General features: G+C 66.4%; 18 protein-coding genes. 9 read left to right on the top strand and 9 right to left on the bottom strand.

Annotated features, from left to right (window positions below; genetic code table 11):
- Window positions 1-17: 17 nt before the first annotated feature.
- Complete coding sequence (locus tag EJI01_RS07450; protein ID WP_126836472.1) at window positions 18-884, top strand: TIGR00730 family Rossman fold protein; 867 nt, start codon at window positions 18-20, stop codon at window positions 882-884.
- On the opposite strand, the gene EJI01_RS07445 is transcribed toward EJI01_RS07450, so the two are convergent.
- Genes EJI01_RS07445 through pncB form a run of 5 tightly spaced genes read right to left on the bottom strand, consistent with a single transcriptional unit; the run spans window position 872 to window position 7,053 of the window.
- The gene (locus EJI01_RS07445; RefSeq protein WP_126836471.1) at window positions 872-2,053 is read right to left on the bottom strand and encodes an MFS transporter; all 1,182 of its coding nucleotides are present in this window, start codon (window positions 2,051-2,053) and stop codon (window positions 872-874) included. The genes EJI01_RS07450 and EJI01_RS07445 overlap by 13 nt on opposite strands.
- Before the next feature lie 13 nt (window positions 2,054-2,066).
- Window positions 2,067-3,419 (bottom strand): DNA recombination protein RmuC, encoded by a 1,353-nt coding sequence (gene rmuC / locus EJI01_RS07440; protein WP_126836470.1) that lies wholly within the window; start codon window positions 3,417-3,419, stop codon window positions 2,067-2,069.
- A 6-nt stretch (window positions 3,420-3,425) separates the two neighbouring features.
- The gene (locus EJI01_RS07435) at window positions 3,426-4,412 is read right to left on the bottom strand and encodes a 2-hydroxyacid dehydrogenase (RefSeq protein WP_126836469.1); all 987 of its coding nucleotides are present in this window, start codon (window positions 4,410-4,412) and stop codon (window positions 3,426-3,428) included.
- A 2-nt stretch (window positions 4,413-4,414) separates the two neighbouring features.
- Complete coding sequence (locus tag EJI01_RS07430) at window positions 4,415-5,827, bottom strand: sodium:proton antiporter (RefSeq protein WP_126836468.1); 1,413 nt, start codon at window positions 5,825-5,827, stop codon at window positions 4,415-4,417.
- Window positions 5,824-7,053, bottom strand: a complete 1,230-nt coding sequence (gene pncB / locus EJI01_RS07425) for a nicotinate phosphoribosyltransferase (RefSeq protein ID WP_126836467.1) — start codon at window positions 7,051-7,053, stop codon at window positions 5,824-5,826. Before pncB ends, EJI01_RS07430 begins: the two co-directional genes overlap by 4 nt.
- Window positions 7,054-7,239: 186 nt before the next feature.
- Between pncB and EJI01_RS07420 the strand changes: the two genes are divergently transcribed.
- Window positions 7,240-7,473 (top strand): CsbD family protein, encoded by a 234-nt coding sequence (locus EJI01_RS07420; RefSeq protein WP_126836466.1) that lies wholly within the window; start codon window positions 7,240-7,242, stop codon window positions 7,471-7,473.
- Between the two features lie 28 nt (window positions 7,474-7,501).
- The gene (locus tag EJI01_RS07415) at window positions 7,502-7,909 is read left to right on the top strand and encodes a hypothetical protein (RefSeq protein WP_126836465.1); all 408 of its coding nucleotides are present in this window, start codon (window positions 7,502-7,504) and stop codon (window positions 7,907-7,909) included.
- A 45-nt stretch (window positions 7,910-7,954) separates the two neighbouring features.
- Here the strand turns inward: EJI01_RS07415 and EJI01_RS07410 are convergent, their stop codons facing one another.
- Together EJI01_RS07410 and EJI01_RS07405 are read right to left on the bottom strand one after the other, a co-directional pair.
- Window positions 7,955-8,404: an acyl-CoA thioesterase gene (locus EJI01_RS07410; RefSeq protein WP_126836464.1), complete on the bottom strand. Its 450-nt coding sequence runs from the start codon at window positions 8,402-8,404 to the stop codon at window positions 7,955-7,957.
- Entirely contained in the window at window positions 8,401-9,342 is a 942-nt protein-coding gene (locus tag EJI01_RS07405; RefSeq protein ID WP_126836463.1) for a histone deacetylase, read from the bottom strand. The genes EJI01_RS07410 and EJI01_RS07405 overlap by 4 nt, the downstream gene beginning before the upstream one ends.
- A 183-nt stretch (window positions 9,343-9,525) precedes the next feature.
- On the opposite strand from EJI01_RS07405, the gene EJI01_RS07400 reads away from it, so the two are divergent.
- The gene (locus tag EJI01_RS07400; protein WP_126836462.1) at window positions 9,526-10,083 is read left to right on the top strand and encodes a phasin family protein; all 558 of its coding nucleotides are present in this window, start codon (window positions 9,526-9,528) and stop codon (window positions 10,081-10,083) included.
- Window positions 10,084-10,188: 105 nt separating this feature from the next.
- Window positions 10,189-10,947, top strand: a complete 759-nt coding sequence (locus tag EJI01_RS07395) for a 3-hydroxyacyl-CoA dehydrogenase (RefSeq protein WP_126836461.1) — start codon at window positions 10,189-10,191, stop codon at window positions 10,945-10,947.
- On the opposite strand, the gene EJI01_RS07390 is transcribed toward EJI01_RS07395, so the two are convergent.
- The gene (locus EJI01_RS07390) at window positions 10,895-11,848 is read right to left on the bottom strand and encodes a YihY/virulence factor BrkB family protein (RefSeq protein WP_126836460.1); all 954 of its coding nucleotides are present in this window, start codon (window positions 11,846-11,848) and stop codon (window positions 10,895-10,897) included. The two genes, EJI01_RS07395 and EJI01_RS07390, sit on opposite strands and share 53 nt — an antisense overlap.
- A gap of 90 nt (window positions 11,849-11,938) precedes the next feature.
- Between EJI01_RS07390 and dnaG the strand changes: the two genes are divergently transcribed.
- Complete coding sequence (dnaG, locus tag EJI01_RS07385) at window positions 11,939-13,831, top strand: DNA primase (protein WP_126836459.1); 1,893 nt, start codon at window positions 11,939-11,941, stop codon at window positions 13,829-13,831.
- 113 nt (window positions 13,832-13,944) lie between these two features.
- Here dnaG and EJI01_RS29250 read toward each other — a convergent pair whose 3' ends face one another.
- A complete protein-coding gene (locus EJI01_RS29250; RefSeq protein ID WP_260602372.1) occupies window positions 13,945-14,256 on the bottom strand; it encodes a hypothetical protein in 312 nt (103 codons plus the stop codon).
- Here EJI01_RS29250 and rpoD point away from each other — a divergent pair.
- The 3 genes from rpoD (at window position 14,171) to EJI01_RS07370 (ending at window position 18,898) form a co-directional block, all read left to right on the top strand.
- The gene (gene rpoD / locus EJI01_RS07380; RefSeq protein WP_409513938.1) at window positions 14,171-16,423 is read left to right on the top strand and encodes an RNA polymerase sigma factor RpoD; all 2,253 of its coding nucleotides are present in this window, start codon (window positions 14,171-14,173) and stop codon (window positions 16,421-16,423) included. The genes EJI01_RS29250 and rpoD overlap by 86 nt on opposite strands.
- A 100-nt stretch (window positions 16,424-16,523) precedes the next feature.
- Entirely contained in the window at window positions 16,524-17,762 is a 1,239-nt protein-coding gene (locus EJI01_RS07375) for a multidrug effflux MFS transporter (protein WP_126836457.1), read from the top strand.
- Between the two features lie 5 nt (window positions 17,763-17,767).
- On the top strand, window positions 17,768-18,898 hold the full coding sequence (locus EJI01_RS07370) for an HPP family protein (protein ID WP_126836588.1): 1,131 nt from the start codon (window positions 17,768-17,770) through the stop codon (window positions 18,896-18,898).
- Window positions 18,899-18,923: the final 25 nt, after the last annotated feature.

The raw sequence follows: 18,923 nt of genomic DNA, 5'->3' as shown, positions 1-18,923 counted from the left end.
AAACCCTTCGCCAGACCATGCACAACAGCACGCACGACCTCCACGACAAGCGCCTCGCCGACGCCTGGGCCACCCTCCAGTCCCACGCCGACAAGGGCCTTCCCCTCCATTCCGACCCCTCGCGCCTCGCCTTTGCCGACCCCGAGTTCCTGCTGCGCCGCGAAACCCGCGGGCTGCGCATGCAGCTCGAGCTGATGAAGCCCGACCTCGAGATGCGCGCGCACGGCATCGAGAACACGGTGGTGGTGTTCGGCAGCGCCCGCTTCCGCAGCGAGGATGAGTCCGGCGCGCTGATCGCCCAGGCCGAAGCCGCCGGCGACACGGCCGCGGCGGCACGCTGGCGCAGGCTGGCGCGCAGTTCGCACTACTACGAGAAGGCGCGCGCCTTCGGCAAGCTGGTCGCGCAGTACAGCGACGACAAGGACCCGGCAGACAAGCTCTTCGTGTGCACCGGCGGCGGCCCCGGCATCATGCAGGCCGCCAACCGCGGCGCCTATGAAGGAGGCGGGCTCTCGGTCGGTCTCGCGATCGCGCTGCCGATGGAAGAGGAAGCCAATCCCTACGTCACGCCGGCGCTGAGCTTCAAGTTCCACTACTTCGCGATCCGCAAGATGCATTTCATGATGCGGGCGAAAGCGCTGGTCGCGTTTCCGGGCGGGTTCGGCACGCTCGACGAACTGTTCGAGGTGATCACGCTGGTGCAGACCCGCAAGGCCAAGCCGGTGCCGATCGTGCTGTTCGGCTCGGACTACTGGAAGCAGCTGATCAATTTCGACTTCCTGGCCGAGGAAGGCGTGATCTCGCCCGAGGACACGAAGCTGATCGAGTACGTGGACGCGCCGCAGGACGCGTGGGACGCGATCAGGCGCTTCTACAAGCTCTGATCGCGCCGGGGCAGCTGCAAGCCCCACACCGCCCGCGCGCCCAGCGCCACCACGCCGCCGACCAGCCAGAAGACGCCGGCGACGCCGATCAACGCACCGACGGAGCCGAACAGCATCGGCATCGCGACGCTCGATGCATTGATGGTCATGAGCCGCAGTCCGAGCGCTTCGCCATGGCGTGCGTGCGGGGTGATCTGGTGCAGCATGCTCATCACCATCGGCTGCACGGCACCGAGCGCGAAGCCCAAGACCACCGAGCACATGCCCATCGCGAGCGCCGACGACAGCAGCGGATAGACCGCGAACACCAGGGCCGTGACGACCGTCGACGCGGCAATCACGCTGCGCTCCGACGCACGCGAGGCCACGAGCGGCAGCACGATCCGTATCGCTGCGGCCGCGATCGCGAAGGCGCCGAGAATCGAGCCGATCACCGAAGCGCCCAGGCCGCGCTCGTGGCCGAGGATGGGCAGCACGAAGGCATGCACGTCCCAGGCCGAAGACTGCAGCCAGTTCACGAACAGCAGGCGCCGAAACATCGACTCGCGCAACAGATCCCAGGCGCGCGGCCTGACACCGCCGGCCGGCAAGGGCACCCGCGGCAGTTCGCGGGTCTTGCGCGCGAAGAACCAGCCCGCGAGCGGCAGCAGCGCCAGCGCCGCGAATGCGATCCGAAAGCCCGGCAGGTCGGCAGGCGTGCGACCCGCATGATCGATCAACAGCCCGGCGCAGAAGGGCCCGACGAAGTTCGCCACGGCCGGTGCGATCGCCAGCCAGCTGAACACCTTCTTGAGCTGCACCGGATCGGCCGCGGCGCGTCCGACGTGGCGCTGCAGCGCGATGACCGCCGCGCCGGTGGCGCCGCCGGTCATCAGCGCCGCGAGGCACATCACGGAGAACCATGGAACGACGGCGACGAGCGCAGTGCCCACGGAGGCGGCAATCACCGACAGCATCAGCGGCCGCTTGAGCCCATGGCGGTCGGCAAAGCGCCCGGCCGGCAGCGCCAGAAAGACCTGCGTGAGCGCGAACAGCGCGATCAGCAGGCCTACGGCCGCCGCGCTGTAGCCCTGCTGGAGCGCGAGCAAGGGGCCCGCAAGCCGCAGCCCGGTCATTGCCGCATGCAAACAGATCTGGGCCGCGATGAGCTTCAGCAGCTCGGGCGTCATGCAGTCTTGGGGCTCACGGGGCTCCGTCGTCGGTGTCTTCGGCCGATGGCAACAAGGCCTGCGACTGCGCCTCGGGCAGCGCCTCCACCTTGCGAAGCGCCAGGCGCATCTGCTTGGCGCGCGTGTCGGCCTTGTCGAGCGTATCGGAGGCCTTGGCCACCTGCTCCTTGATGCGCGCGACCCATTCGCCGTAGCGCTCGAACTCGGTCTTGACCGCACCGAGCACCTTCCACACTTCGGAGGCCTGCTGCTCCAGAGCCAGCGTGCGGAAGCCCATGTGCAGGCTGTTGAGCATGGCCAGCAGCGTGGTCGGTCCGGCCAGCGTCACGCGGTGCTGGCGCTGGATCGCATCCATCAAGCCCGGGCGGCGCAGCACTTCGGCATACAGGCTCTCAACCGGCAGGAACAGGATCGCGAAGTCGGTGGTGTGCGGCGCGGCCAGGTAGTTCTCGGCGATAGACCGCGCCTCGCTGCGAATGCGCGCCTCCAGCGCCTTGGCGGCGAGATCGGCAGCGGCCGGATCGACGCGCTCGTGGGCATCGAGCAGCCGCTCGTAGTCGTCGCGCGGAAACTTTGCATCGATCGGCAGCCAGACCGGCGCGCCATCGCCGCCGCGGCCCGGGAAGCGAATCGCGAAGTCCACGCGCTGCCCGCTGCGCGGCTTGGTCTCGACCTGCTTCGCGTACTGGTCGGGCGTGAGCACCTGCTCGAGCAGGGCCTCGAGCTGCACCTCGCCGAACACGCCGCGCGTCTTCACATTGGTCAGCACGCGCTGCAGGCTGCCGACGCCGACGGCGAGGGTCTGCATCTCGCCCAGGCCCTTGTGCACCTGCTCGAGCCGGTCCGCCACCTGCTTGAAGCTCTCGCCCAGGCGTGCCTCGAGCGTGCTTTGCAGCTTTTCGTCGACCGTCTTGCGCATCTCGTCGAGCTTGGCGGTGTTGCTCTGTTGCAATTGCCCGAGCTGGGCTTCCATGGTCGCGCGGACCTCGGCGAGCCGCCGCGCGTTCGATTCGGAAAGGCCCTGCAGTTGGGTGTTGAGCGTGTCGGCCAACGTCTTCTGCAGCATCGTCAGCTGCTGCGCGAAGGCGTCGATCTGCGCGTTCTGCGTGCGCGTGGCTTCGGCGCTCTGCTGCACCAGCGCCTGCTGGAAGGTCGCGAAGGACTGGGCGGTCTCCTGGCGCGCGCCGCGCGAGGACTCGCCGATCTCGTGGCGCAGCTCGCGCTCGATGCGTTCGTTGGCGGCGCCCAGCGTGGCGATCAGCGTGCTGTGGTCGAGCGCCGGCGGCTTGCGCAGCAGCAGCCACACGACGAGGATGAAAGTCAGGGCCGCGAGGGCTAGCAGGATCCAGGGTTCCAAAGGAGGCATTGGCGTCTACTTGCTCGCGAGCACTGCAGGGTTGAGCGGCGTCACCGGCTTGTCGTGGACCAGAAAGCCGATCAGGTTGTCCGCTGCCAGATCGGCCATCGCGCGCCGTGTCGGCACGGTGGCGCTCGCGATATGCGGCGTGAGCACGACGTTCGGCACCTGGAGCAGATCGGGGTGCACCTTGGGTTCGCCCTCGAACACGTCGAGTCCTGCCGCGGCGATGCGCTTGTCGCGCAGGGCAGCGGCGAGCGCCGCATCGTCGACGATGCCGCCGCGCGCGATGTTCACCAGCGTGGCGGTCGGCTTCATCAGCGCAAGCTCGGCGGCGCCGATGGTGTGATGCGAGGCCGGCGTGTAAGGCACCACGAGCACGATGTGGTCGGCGGTCTTTAGCAGGTCTTGCTTGCTCACGTAGCTGGCCTTGCATTCGGCCTCGAGCTGCGGGTCGAGCCGCGAACGGTTGTGGTAGATCACCTTCATGCCGAAGCCCAAGGCACCGCGCCGCGCAATGCCCTGCCCGATGCGCCCCATGCCGATGATGCCGAGCGTGGAACCGTGAATGTCGGAGCCGGCAAACATGTCGTAGCTCCATTTCTCCCACTTACCTGCGCGCAGGAAATGTTCGCTCTCGGTGATGCGGCGCGCGGTGGCCATCAGCAGCGCGAAGCCGAAATCGGCCGTGGTCTCGGTCAGCACGTCCGGCGCGTTGGTGGCGAGCACGCCGCGCGCGGTCATGGCGTCGACGTCGAAGTTGTTGTAGCCGACCGCCATGTTGGCGCAGATCTTCAGCTCGGGACAGGCAGCGAGCACCTCGGCATCGATGCGCTCGCTGCCGGTGGTGAAGGCGCCCTGCTTGCCCTTGAGCTTGTCGATCAGCTGGGCCTTGCTCCAGCCTTGGTCGCCCTGATTGGATTCGACCTCGAAGTGTTCTTCGAGGCGGGCGATGGTCTCGGGAAAGATCGAACGGGCGACGAGGACTTTGGCTTTGTTCATGATCAACGGAAGAAGATGAAGGTGGAGACGACGAACAACGGCACCAGGATGGCGCCCGACCACAGCATGTAGCCGAAGAAGCTCGGCATGCGGATGCCGCGGCTTTCCGCGATGGCCTTGACCATCAGGTTGGGCGCGTTGCCGATGTAGGTGTTGGCGCCCATGAACACGGCGCCCGCCGAGATGGCGGCCAGCGTGGTGGCGTAGGTGGTCATCAGCGCCTGCGGGTCGCCGCCTGCGGTATTGAAGAACACCAGGTAGGTCGGCGCATTGTCCAGGAAAGAACTCAGTACGCCGGTGGCCCAGAAGTACATTGCGGGATCGGGCTGGCCGTCGGGCCGGGTCACGGTGGAGACGACCGCGCCGAAGGGGCCGTCCACACCGGCTTTGAGCATCGCGATCACCGGGATGATGGTCAGGAAGATGCCCGCGAACAGCTTGGCGACCTCGGCCATCGGGGCCCAGGCGAACTGGTTGTCGGCATGCACCTGGGGCGCCGTGGTCTTCAGTGAAAGCAGCGTGATTGCGATCAGGCCCGCATCGCGCACGAGACCCGGCAGGCCGACTTCGGTGCCGTAGATGTCGAAGCTGACGGGCGACTTCCAGAAGCCGCTGAGCAGCACGAAGAAGATCACGCCCGCCAACAGCCAGAAGTTGCGCGCGCCGTCGAAACCGACCATGCGCGTGTCGGGCGTGGGGTCGATCGTCAACACGCCTTCCTTGCGGTAGTACCAGGTATCGATCGCATAGAACACTGCCAGCAGGAGGCTGACGAGAAACAGCGTCTCCGGCAGGATGTTTTTCGCGGTCCAGAAGAACTCGACGCCCTTGAGGAAACCCAGGAACAGCGGCGGATCGCCCAGCGGCGTCAGCGAGCCGCCGACGTTCGCCACGATGAAGATGAAGAACACGACCACATGCGCCGTGTGCACGCGGTTGTCGTTGGCTCGGATCAAGGGACGGATCAGCAGCATGGAGGCGCCGGTGGTGCCCATGAGGCTCGCGAGCACGGCGCCGATCGCGAGGATCGCCGTGTTCAACCCCGGCGCACCGTGCAGGTTGCCGCGCAGATGGATGCCACCGGCCACGGCGAACAGCGCAGTGAGCAGGATGACGAACGGGATGTACTCGGCCAGCAGTGCATGAACGATCTGCGCCCCCGCCAGCGGGACGCCGTAGATCGCGGCAAAAGGCAGCAGGAAGGCCAGCGCCCAGCCGGCGGAAACCTTGCCGTAGTGGTGATGCCAGAACGACGGCACCAGCAGCGGCATCAACGCGATCGACAGCAGGAGTCCGGCGAAGGGCACGCCCCACAGCGGCGACAGCACACTGCCGTCGAAATCGGCCGCGAAGCCCGTTGCGGGGGCCAGCGCCGGCAGCGCGATGGCTGGCAGCCTGCGCAGAACGCCCCTCATGGCGCCGAGCCAGGCCGGCCGGCAGGCTGGGCGATCTCGAAGACCTGCCGCAGATAGGCCAGATACCTCTCGTCGTCGCACATGTTCTTGGAAGGCGTGTCGGACAGCTTGGCCACCGGCTGATCGTTGCAGCGGACCATCTTGATCACGATCTGCAGCGGTTCGTAGCCCAGGTCGTTGGTGAGGTTGGTGCCGATGCCGAAGGCCAGCTGGCAGCGGCCGCGGAACTGCTGGTAGAGCTCGATGGTTCGCGGCACTGTGAGGCTGTCGCTGAAGATCAGGGTCTTGGTGCGCGGATCGACGCGATTAGCGATGTAGTGGGCCAGCATGCGCTCGCCCCACTGGAAGGGGTCGCCGCTGTCGTGGCGCGCGCCGTCGAACAGTTTGCAGAAATACAGGTCGAAGTCGCGCAGGAAGGCGCTCATGCCGTAGACGTCCGACAGCGCGATGCCAAGGTCGCCGCGGTACTCGCGCGCCCACGACTCGAAACCGAAGACCTGGCTGTCGCGCAGGCGGGGCCCGAGCGCCTGGCAGGCCTGAAGGTATTCGTGCGCCATGGTGCCCAGCGGGATCAGTCCGAGCTTCATGGCGTACAGCACATTGCTGGTGCCCGCGAGCTGCGGCAGCTTGGCGGCCCGCTGCGGCGGCGAACTGACGGCGCCGAGGCTGGTGGCGAGCGTGCGCAGCACTTCCTCGTGCCAGTCCTTGGAGAAGCGCCGGCGCGTGCCGTAGTCGGCGATCTTGAGGTCCTCGAGGCCTTCGCCCTGCAGCTGCCCGATCTTGGTTTCGAGGCGCCGGCGCCCTTGGGCGATATCCGGCTTCGGATGCGTGTTGCGGAAATAGACCTCGTTGACGATCGCCAGCACCGGGATCTCGAACAGGATGGTGTGCAGCCAGGGTCCCTCGATGCGGATGTCGAGCTCGCCCGAGGCTTGCGGAATGATCTTGATGTACTTCTCGTTCAGGCGGAACAGGCCGAGAAAGTCGACGAAGTCGCTCTTGATGAAGCGCATGGAGCGCAGGTAGCTCAGCTCGGGATCCCTGAACTGGAGCGAGCAGAGGTGGCGGACCTCTTCGCGGATCTGCGCCGCGAACTGTGCCAGGTCGACGCCGGGGTTGCGGCACTTGAAGCGGTACTCGACGCGGGCGCCCGGAAAGTAGTGCAGCACGACCTGCATCATCGTGAACTTGTACAGGTCGGTGTCGAGCAGGCTTTGAATGATCATGGTGCGGCGCGCTGGTGTCCGGGTTCGGCGTGCGGTCGATTATCACGGGCCGCGTCGGCATGTGCCTACGACCCCTTCCCCGGGCGTCCTACCGTTCGATCCACCCCCCCGAGCCAGAGTCGTTTCACGCCGACCCCATGCATTCGGGCCGGCGAGAAAACCCGCTTATCTGAAGGAGATACGTCAATGAACAAGGACACCGTCGAAGGCAACTGGAAACAGCTCAAGGGCAAGGTCAAGGAGCAGTGGGGCAAGCTCACCGACGATGACTTCGACGTCATCGCCGGCAAGCGCGACCAACTGCTGGGGCGCATTCAGGAGCGGCACGGCATCAGCAGGGAAGAGGCCGAGAGGCAAGTCAGCGAATGGGAGACCCGCGATGGCCGCACCCCCGCAGCGCTGTGGTTCGAGAAGTACTGAATTCAGTAACGCCTAAGGAGTACATACCATGAAGAAACATCTGCTCATGCTCGCGATCGCATCGTCGTGCCTTGTCGCAACGCAGGCCGGCGCGATGAGCCAGGACGAGTACAAGGTCGCCAAGGAAAAGATCGAAGCCACCTACAAGGTCGACAAGGCCAAGTGCGATCCCATGAAGGACAACGCCAAGGACGTCTGCGAGAAGGAAGCCAAGGGCAAGCAAAACGTTGCCAAGGCGGAGCTCGAACAGCAGTTCAAGCCGAGCGACAGCAACTCCCGCAAGGTGGCTGAAGAGAAGGTGAAGGCCACCTACGACGTCGCCAAGGAAAAGTGCGAGGACCAGAAGGGCGACGCCAAGAACGCTTGCGAGAAGGAAGCCAAGGCTGAAGAGGCCAAGGGCAAGGCCGACATCAAGGCCATGACCGCGAAGAAGTAACCGGCACGGGCCGGCCATGACAGCGGCGCCTTCGGGCGCCGTTTTTCATGGGCTGTCGGAGGTGCGAAGCTCGTCGACAACGGCCTTCAATGCGGGCGGCAACGCCACCGGGCGCTGCGTCGCCCGGTCGACATACACGTGGACGAAGTGCCCCTGCGCGGCCGCGGTCTCGGCTCCTTCGGCGAACAGCGCGATCTCGTAGCGCACGCTGGAGCTGCCCACATGCGCCACCCGGACGCCCGCCTCAACCGTCTGCGGAAACGCGAGCGGCGCAAAGTAGTTGCACTGCGTCTCGACCACGAAGCCGATGGTGTCGCCCTGGTGGATGTCGAGCACGCCGCGCTCGATCAGGAGCGCGTTGACGGCAGTGTCGAACCAGCCGTAGTAGACGACGTTGTTGACATGCCCGTACATGTCGTTGTCGGCCCAGCGCGTCGGGATGCTGCGAAAGGCGCGGTAGCGGCTGCGGCGGTGGGGCGTGGGTCTGGCGCTCATGGGTGCGATCTCGGCGCGGCATTCTGCCACCGCCGCCAATAATCGAAGGCGACGCGAAAGGTACCGAGCTGCACCTGCACGGTCTCCGCAATATCGCTCGCATAGCCGCCGGCCATCGCGAACGCGAGCGGAATCCGGCGCTGCCAGGCAAAGTCGAACACGCGCCGGTCGCGCGCCTCCAGGCCATCGAAACTCAGCTTGAGGCGTCCCAGCCGGTCTCGCTCGAAGGGATCGGCGCCCGCTAGGTAGATCACCAGAGCGGGCGAAAAGCGTCGGTCGAGCTCGTCGAGCGCATGCTCGAGCGCCGTCAGGTAGTCGGCATCGCCGCAGCCGTCGGGCAGTTCGACGTCGAGATCGCCGGCTTCCTTGCGGAACGGGAAGTTCTTCTGGCCGTGCATCGACAGCGTGAACACGCTCGGGTCGTCGCGGAAGATGCGCGCGGTGCCGTTGCCCTGATGCACGTCGAGGTCGATCACTGCCACCTGGAAAGGCAGGCGCCCCCGCCGGCCGTGCTCCGCCTGCATGAGCCGCGCTGCAACCGCCGCATCGTTGAAGACGCAGAAGCCCCCTCCTCTGTCGGCACTCGCATGGTGGGTGCCGCCGGCCATGTTGGCGGAGATGCCTTCCGCCAGGGCCGCCCTGCAGGCGGCGATGGTGGCGCCGGTCGAGCGGCGCGAGCGCTCCGCCATGGCTTCGCTCCAGGGAAAGCCGATCTCGCGCATGGCCTGCGCATCGACGCTGCCGTCGCTGATGGCCGCAATCCATTGCGGCGCGTGGGCCAGCGCCAGTTCGCCGTCGCTGGCACGAGGTGCCTCGAACATCTGCACCGCGGGCAGATGTTGCACCAGCCGCTCGCGCAGCATGGCGTACTTCCCCATCGGAAACCGGTGCCCGCTGGGCAACGGCAGCACGAACTGGCCGGAATAAAACGCACGCATAGGAACATTGTCGGCGGCGCCTCTCCCTTTTAGAAAGCACGTTCTAAATTGCTGCATAGCAACAAAAATTCACTTGATTGCGACGCTTGGCTGCCTATACTTCAGGCCATGCTGCACCGCAACAAAAATGAAGAGGGGCAGCTCATCCGCGACCTACCTCATTCATTCAACTGGAGCTCCCACATGGCACTGACCGCTGACCAAATCATCGCTTCCCACAAAGCCAACCTCGAGACCCTGTTCGGCCTCACCACCAAGGCCTTCGAAGGCGTCGAGAAGCTGGTCGACCTGAACGTCACCGCCTCCAAGGCTGCGCTGACCGAAGCCGCCGGCACCGCGCAAGCGATGCTGAGCGTCAAGGACGCGCAAGAGCTGCTCGCCCTGCAAGCCGGCCTGTTCCAGCCCCTCGCCGAGAAGACCGCCGCCTACAGCCGTCACCTGTACGACATCGCCCAAGGCACCGGCGCCGAGTTCACCAAGGCTTTCGAAGTGAAGGCCGCTGAAGCCCAGCAAGCCTTCGTCGGCCTGGTCGACAGCGCTGCCAAGAACGCTCCCGCCGGTTCGGAAACCGCCGTCGCCGTGATGAAGAGCGCCGTGGCTGCCGCCAACAACGCTTTCGAATCGGTCCAGAAGGCCGTCAAGCAAGCGTCCGACGTCGCCGAAGCCAACTTCCAGGCTGTCTCGACCACGGCCGTGAACGCTGCCAAGAGCACCGCTCAAACCGCTTCGCGCAAGCGCTGATTGTCTCCTTGGGTCCTTCGGGATCCAATTCAGGGCCCTGTCCTCGGACGGGGCCTTTTTTTTGCGCTCTATGATCGCCGGCAAGGTTTTTTCAGGAGACATTCCATGCAGATCGACGGCAAGGTTTTCATCGTCACCGGCGGCGCTTCGGGCCTCGGCGAAGGCACGGCGCGCATGCTGGCGGCGAACGGCGGCAAGGTGGTCATCGCCGACATGCAGGCGGACAAGGGCAAAGCGGTCGCCAGAGAAATCGGCGGCACCTTCGTCAAGTGCGACGTGAGCCAGGAGCCCGACGGCCAGGCTGCGGTGGCTGCCGCCCAGAAGCTGGGCAAGCTGGTGGGCCTGGTCAACTGCGCCGGCATCGCACCGGCCGAAAAAACGGTCGGCAAGAACGGGCCGCACGCCCTCGCTGTGTTCAGCAAGACGGTCACGGTCAACCTGATCGGCAGCTTCAACATGATCCGGCTCGCGGCCGACGCCATGAGCAAGAACGAGCCCGAGGCCACAGGCGAGCGCGGCGTGCTGATCTCGACCGCCTCGGTCGCGGCCTACGACGGCCAGATCGGCCAGGCCGCCTACAGCGCATCCAAGGGCGGCGTGGTCGGAATGACGCTGCCGATCGCACGCGACCTTGCGCGCAACGGCATCCGCAACATGACGATCGCGCCCGGCATCTTCGGCACGCCGATGCTGTTCGGGATGCCGCAGGAGGTGCAGGACGCGCTGGCCGCCAGCGTGCCCTTCCCTTCGCGCCTGGGCACGCCCGAGGACTACGCGAAGCTCGCCAAGCACATCATCGAGAACGACATGCTCAACGGCGAGGTGATCCGACTCGACGGGGCGATCCGGCTGGCGCCGCGCTGACCTCCGAGATTTCGGCCGGCAGCGGCGGCGCGCGGCCGGTGCGCTCCAGGCGTTCGTACTGCGCGATCACTTGGGCGCCGAACAGCACCAGCGTGGCGGCGATCTCCAGGCTCAGCAGCACCACGATCGCGGTGGTCAGCGAGCCGTAGACCACGTTCACCTGCGACAGCGTGGCGAAGTAGAGCACCAGCAAGCGGCGCGTGATCTCCCACAGCAGCGCCGCAGTCACGCCGCCCAGCAGCGCATGCCGCAGCCGCAGCCGCCCCACCGGCATCACCAGGTAGAGCGAGGTCAGCATGAAGATCTCGCCGCCCAGCCCGAGCAGGTACAGCAGCACCCCCGACACGCCCGAGAGCGACCAGCTGCGGCCGAAAAGCTCGACGCTTTCCTGCCCGATCACCTGCAGCGCGCCGGACACCAGGGTCACCAGCAGCAACCCGACGCACAGGCACAGGATGTAGACATAGGGCATCACCGCCGAGATCAGGAAGTGGCGGGAATGGTCGGCCTTGCGGTGGTGGAAGATCACCGCCATGGCGCTTTCCAGCACCGTGAAGGCGAGCGAACTGAAGAAGATCATCGTCACCACCAGCACCGGCCCCAGCACGTCCCGATGGGCCAGGAAGTTCGACAGCTCGGCGACGATGGCCCGCGACTGGCCCGGCAACAGCCATTCCAGATACCGTCCGACCGCGCTCAGCAGGTCCCCCTGGTCGATGAAGTGCGACATCGCGATCACGCTCAGGATCAGGATCGGAACGATCGACAGCAGCGCGTAATAGGCGACCGCGCCCGCCAGCAGCAGGCCCTGGTTGGCCCGAAAGGCCTTGAGTGCCTCCCAGGTGAATCGCAGGGGATGGCGCAGCAAGGGCACTGCGTGACGGGCGGTGTGGCGAATCATGCGGATACGGCGCTGGATTCGAAGCGGCCAGTATGCCGCCGGCCCGCGGTGGCATGAGGTCTTGCGTATGATTTGCCGCTCTCCGCCTACATGACCATCCCCGCCTCTTTCATCCAGGAACTGATCGCGCGCGCCGACGTGGTGGAAATCGTCGGCCGCTACGTCCAATTGAAGAAGGCCGGCGCCAATTTCATGGGCCTGTGCCCGTTCCACGGCGAGAAATCGCCTTCGTTCTCGGTCAGCCCCACCAAGCAGTTCTATCACTGCTTCGGCTGCGGAGCGCACGGCAACGCCATCGGCTTCCTGATGGAGCACGCCGGCATGGGCTTCGTCGAGGCGGTGCACGACCTGGCTGGCCAGTACGGCCTGCAGGTGCCCGAGGACGATGCCTCGCCCGAGGAGCGCGCCCGCGCCGCCGGCCAACGCCAGAAGCAGGCCACGCTCTCCGAGGTGCTCGAGAAAGCCGGCGAGGCCTACAGGAAGCAGTTGCGCCAGTCGCCCGCCGCCATCGGCTACCTCAAGGGCCGCGGCGTCTCCGGCGAGGTCGCCCGGCAGTTCGGCATCGGCTACGCACCGGCCGGCTGGCGCACGCTGGCGGGCGTGTTCCCCGACTACGACGATCCGCTCCTGGCCGAAAGCGGGCTGGTGATCGTCGGCGAGCCGGACGACAACGGCGACGGCAAGCGCTACGACCGCTTCCGCGACCGCGTGATGTTCCCGATCCGCAACGTCAAGGGCGAGTGCATCGGTTTCGGCGGCCGCGTGCTCGGCGACGAGAAGCCCAAATACCTCAACTCGCCCGAGACGCCAGTGTTCAGCAAGGGCCGCGAGCTCTACGGACTCTACGAAGCCCGCGCCGCCTTCCGCGAGCGCGGCTACGCACTCGTGACCGAAGGCTACATGGACGTGGTGGCGCTGGCGCAGCTGGGCTTCCCGAACGCGGTCGCGACGCTGGGCACCGCCTGCACGCCGGAACACGTGCAAAAGCTGTTCCGCTTCACCGAATCGGTGGTGTTCAGCTTCGACGGCGACGCGGCCGGGCGGCGCGCCGCCCGCAAGGCGCTCGACGGCGCCCTGCCCTATGCCAGCGACGTGCGCAGCGTCAAGTTCCTGTTCCTGCCGGCCGAGCACGACCCCGACAGCTTCATCCGCGAGTTCGGCGCCGACGCGTTCGCGCGCTTCGTGAACGAGGCCACGCCGCTGAGCCGCTTCATGCTCGAAGCCGCGCGCGAAGGCTGCGACCTCGGGACGGCCGAAGGACGCGCCCACATGGCCAGCAACGCCCGCCCCCTCTGGAGCGCGCTGCCGGAAGGCGCGCTCAAGCGCCAGCTGCTCGGCGAGATCGCCGAAATGGTCCAGTTGAGCACCCAGGAACTGAGCGAACTGTGGACGCCCGCGGCTGCCGCACGCTCCCCGGCCCCCTCGACGCGCGACCGGGGCGAAAGCGAGGGCTATGGCCGTCCGCGGGAGAGTCGCCGCGCTTCCGCCCCCCGACGTCCTCCGTCCCGCGGCCGCACGCTGCCGCCGGGCCGGGCGGATGTGGCCGCGCGGCTGCTGCTGTCGAACATGGCCGAGTGGGAGGGGCTTTCCCATGAGCTGCACGGCCTGCTGTGCGACCTTCCGGGCGAGCACGGGCAGCTCTTCGCCTGGCTCGACAGCCAGTTGCACGAGCACGGCGTGCAGCCCTGGGCCGCGCTGCGCGAAGGCATGCGGGGCACGGCCTTCGAGGCGTTGGCCGACCGCGTCATGACCGACCCCGATGGCGGGCCGATCGGCGAGGCGGAGGGAGAACAGGCGGCCGATGCCGCCCGGGAGCTGAGCAACGTGCTCGACTTCATGCTGGACGACCTGCTCAAGGCCCAGCAGAGCGAGGCCATTGCCGCCGTCGGGAGCGATCCGCGCGCGCTGGAGCGGTACAAGGCGCTGGAAGCGCGGCGCCTGGAGCTGCGCGCACGGCTCCAGCCCGGGTCGACCCTTGCTTGAAAAATGCGCAGCACGCTATAATTTAAGGCTTCGCCATACGCGAAACGGCAAGAGCGACAGCAGCACCTCCGGGCCGACCCTCCAGCGCAATGCACTTCCCCACGGGAAAAGGGTCAATACACCGCAAGGACTGCACACCAAATGTTCGCCCGACATCTTGCCTTTTTGAAGAGTGCTTGAGGAGTCGCCTCCTCTTCGCCCCATTGTTTGTGCTCCCGCCCGCGCCGGCTTGTTGGCGCCTGTGATTCCGCTTGTTCATTCTTGTTGTACCGAGGTTGTATGCCCAGTTCAAAGAAGCCTGCCGTGTCCGCTGCCAAGAAGCCGATTGCAGAAAAACCGTTGAAAGCGGCCGCCCTGGCGGCAACTAAGTCGAGTGCCGCCGCGTCCAAGGCGACAGCCGCAACGAAAGTGAAAACCGTGCCCACGAAATCGTCCCCCATCGCCGAAGCCATCAAACCCGCCGCCAAGAAGGTCGGTCGTCCTCCCAAGGCCGCCGGCGCGCCCGCCGCTGCAGGCGGCGCCAAGCGCGGTCGCAAGCCCAAGGCCGGCAACGAGGCGCCGGCGAGCGACGTCGACCTGTCCGACATCGAGGACGAGCTGATCGGCGACGAGCCGGCGGCGACGACGACCGAAGAAAAGGTCAAGCCGCTGCGCATGAAGATCAGCAAGGCGAAGGAGCGCGCCTTGATGAAGGAGTTCGGCCTCGACGAGACCGTGCTCTCCGAGGAAGACCTGGCCAAGCGCCGCTCGCGCCTGAAGACCCTGATCACGCTGGGCAAGACGCGCGGCTACCTGACGCACGGCGAAATCTCCGACCACCTGCCCGACAAGCTGGTCGACGCCGAGACCATGGAAGTAGTGGTCACCATGCTCAACGACATGGGCGTGGCCGTCTACGAGCAGACGCCGGACGCCGAAACCCTGCTGCTGAACAACACGGCGCCCACCGCCACCACTGTCGAAGAAGCCGAAGAGGAAGCCGAAGCGGCCCTCTCGACCGTCGACAGCGAATTCGGCCGCACCACCGACCCCGTGCGTATGTACATGCGCGAGATGGGCACGGTCGAGCTGCTGACGCGCGAAGGCGAAATCGAGATCGCCAAGCGCATCGAGGGCGGCCTGATGGCCATGATGGAAGCCATTTCGGCTTCGCCCGCGACCATCGCCGAGATCCTGCGCCTGGGCCAGGAAATCCGTGACGGCAAGGTCGTCATCTCGACCATCGTCGACGGCTTCTCGAACCCGAACGAGGCCGACGACTACGTGGCCGAAGAAGACTTCGACGAGTTCGACGAGGAAGACGACGACGACGGCAAGGGCGGCTCCAAGGCGCTGACGAAGAAGCTTGAGGAACTCAAGCGCGACGCGCTGGAGCGCTTCGACCGCATCGCCGCGCTGTTCGAGAAGGTCCACAAGATCTACGACAAGGAAGGTTACGGCACGCCGGCCTACCAGAAGGCGCAGCACGCGCTGTCCGAAGAGCTGATGACCATCCGCTTCACGGCCCGCACGATCGAGAAGCTGTGCGACCTGGTGCGCACGCAGGTCGACGACGTCCGCAAGAAGGAGCGCGAGCTGCGCCGCATCATCGTGGACAAGTGCGGCTTTCCGCAGGAAGAGTTCATCCGCGACTTCAGCGGTTACGACAAGAACGGCAATCGCGTGGCCTCCAACCTGCTCAACCTCAAGTGGGTCGAGAAGCAGGCCGCCGCCGGCAAGCCCTGGAGCACGGTGCTGGCGCGCAACATCCCGCCGGTGCAGGAACTGCAGCAGAAGCTGGCCGACATCCAGTCGCGCGTGGTGGTGCCGCTGGCCGAGCTCAAGGACATCAACAAGCGCATGAACGAAGGCGAGTCGTCTTCGCGCGATGCCAAGAAGGAAATGATCGAGGCCAACCTGCGCCTCGTGATCTCCATCGCCAAGAAGTACACCAACCGCGGCCTGCAGTTCCTCGACCTGATCCAGGAAGGCAACATCGGCCTGATGAAGGCGGTCGACAAGTTCGAATACCGCCGCGGCTACAAGTTCTCGACCTACGCGACGTGGTGGATCCGCCAGGCGATCACGCGCTCGATCGCCGACCAGGCGCGCACCATCCGCATTCCGGTGCACATGATCGAGACCATCAACAAGATGAACCGCATCAGCCGCCAGCACCTGCAGGAGTTCGGCTTCGAGCCCGACGCCGGCATCCTGGCCGCGAAGATGGAGATCCCGGAAGACAAGATCCGCAAGATCATGAAGATCGCCAAGGAGCCGATCTCGATGGAGACCCCCATCGGCGACGACGACGATTCGCACCTGGGCGACTTCATCGAGGACAGCAGCAACACCGCGCCCATCGAGGCCGCGATGCAGGCCGGCCTGCGCGACGTGGTCAAGGACATCCTCGACAGCCTGACGCCGCGCGAAGCCAAGGTGCTGCGCATGCGCTTCGGCATCGAGATGTCGACCGACCACACGCTGGAAGAAGTGGGCAAGCAGTTCGACGTGACACGCGAGCGCATCCGCCAGATCGAAGCCAAGGCGCTGCGCAAGCTCAAGCATCCGAGCCGTTCCGACAAGCTGCGCAGCTTTATTGATACGCTCTGATCCTTCAGCGGATCTTCGAGCCCGAACGCCCGCTTCGCCTTCACCGGCGGCGGGCGTTTTCTATTCCCGCGCACAACAAGCAAGAACGGACACCTCTCGCATGAACCCCGACGCAGACAAACTGTGGCACGCCCCGCGCTGGGCGCTGGCCGTGCTGCTGGCGGTGCTCGGCATGCTCGGGCCCTTCTCGATCGACACCTACATCCCGGCCTTCTCGGGCATCGCCAGCAGCATCGGCGCGACGCCGGCCCAGATGCAGCAGACGCTCTCGGCCTACCTGTTCGGTTTCGCCTTCATGAACCTGTTCCACGGCGCGCTGTCGGACAGCTTCGGCCGGCGACCGGTTGTGCTGTGGGGCCTGGCCGTGTTCACCATCGCCTCGCTGGGCTGCGCGCTCGCGCAGACCATCGGCCAGTTGGTGTTCTTCCGCGCCCTGCAGGGCCTGTCGACCGGCGCCGGCATCGTGGTCTCGCGCGCCGTGATCCGCGACATGTTCCCGCCCGCCGAAGCGCAGCGCGTGATGAGCCAGGTCACGATCTATTTCGGCATCGCGCCCGCGATCGCGCCGATCGTGGGCGGCTTCCTGTTCGTGCACCTGGGCTGGCACAGCGTGTTCTGGTTCCTGGTGGCGGTGGGCGTGGTGCTGTTCGCCGCCAACTGGAAGCTGCTGCCCGAAACGCTGCACCTGAGCCAGCGCCAGCCCTTCGAGGTTCGGCACCTGATGCGCGGCTACTGGGACCTGTGCTCCGACGCGCGCTTCCTGCTGCTGGCACTGGCGAGCGGCGTGCCTTTCAACGGCATGTTCCTCTACGTGCTGGCCGCGCCCGCCTTTCTCGGCGACCACCTGGCGCTCGCGCCTACCCAGTTCTTCTGGTTCTTCCTGCTGACCATCGGCGGCATCATGGCCGGCGCCTGGGCCAGCGGCCGCATGGCGGGCAAGGTGGCGCCCAAGCGGCAGATCCGCGACGGCTTCGTGATCATGCTGCTGACTTCCATCCTCAACGTGATCGCCAATGCCCTCTTCGCGCCGCACGCCGCCTGGGCGCTGTGGCCGATCGCGGTGTTCGCCTTCGGCTGGGCGCTGATGGTGCCGGTGGTGACGCTGCTGGTGCTCGATCTGCATCCCGAGCGCCGCGGCATGGCCTCTTCGCTGCAGGCCGTGATCGGCTCGACCGCCAACGGCATCGTGGCCGGCGTGATCGCGCCGCTGGTGATGCATTCGACGCTGGCGCTGGCGCTGACTTCGCTCTTCATGATGAGCGTGGGCTTGGTCGCCTGGGTCTGGCTGCACGGGCGCTGGCCCGAGATCGGGCGCAGGGTCGCCGGCGAAGCGGCTTGACGGCGATGGGCTGGGACGATCTGCGGACCTTTGCACGCGCCTGGCTGCCGGCGCGAACCAACGTCAACGCACGCGAAAGGCTGCGCGCCGTCGGCGGCGCCGGAATCGGTCTCTTGCTGACCGCCCTGCTCTCCCAGATGGCGGGCTCCGCGATCGACAGCCGCTGGCTGGTCGCGCCGCTGGGCGCCAGTGCGGTGCTGGTGTTCGCGCTGCCGGCCAGCCCCCTGGCCCAACCCTGGTCAGTGATTGCCGGCAACACGTTCTCGGCGCTGGTCGGCGTGGCCTGCGCGCGCTGGATGCCGGACCCGGTATGGGCCAGCGCACTCGCGCCCGCGCTGGCCATCGCGCTGATGTTCGCGATGCGCTGCCTGCACCCTCCCGGCGGTGCGGTGGCGCTGTTCGCCGTGCTGAGCCAGACGACGCACTTCCCGTTCTCGCTCTATCCGGTGCTGACCAATTCCGTGCTGCTGGTGCTGGCCGGCGTGCTCTACAACAGCCTGACCGGCCGGCGCTACCCGCATGTGCAGCTCGCGCCGCGCGAACCCAGGGCCGACGCGCGCTTCAGCTCGGCCGACATCGATGCGGTGCTCGCGCGCTACAACCAGGTGCTCGACATCAGCCGCGACGACCTCGAGTCGCTGATCCAGCAGACCGAGCTCGAGTCGTACAAGCGCCGCCTCGGCACCGTGCGCTGCGCCGACATCATGTCGCGCGACCCGGTGGTCGCCGAGTTCGGCACGCTGCTGCAGGAAGCATGGTCACTGATGCAGGAGCGGCGCATCAAGGCGCTTCCGGTGATCGACCGGACGCGCCGCGTGGTCGGCATCGTGACGCAGTCCGATTTCTTCCGGCAGATCGACCTGAAGCATCACGACGGGCTCGGCGGGCGGCTGCGCGACTTCGTCCGCGCGACGCGAACCGTGGTGTCGAGCAAGCCCGAGGTCGTCGGCCAGATCATGACGCGGCAGGTGCGCGTGGCCAGCGAGGAGCGGCCGATGGTCGACCTGGTGCCGCTCTTTTCCGAGGGCGGCCACCACCATATCCCCATCATCGATAGTGAAAGGCGGCTCACGGGCATGATCACTCAGTCCGATTTCGTGCGCGCGTTGTACCGCGCCGTGCGGCCGGAAAACTGATCCCTTCATACCCAGGAGATGCCGC

The organism is Variovorax sp. MHTC-1 (assembly GCF_003984645.1).
Classification (GTDB): Bacteria; Pseudomonadota; Gammaproteobacteria; order Burkholderiales; family Burkholderiaceae_C; genus Variovorax.
Note: the sequence above shows the minus strand (reverse complement) of the source record. Positions and strands in the feature narration are given on the sequence as shown.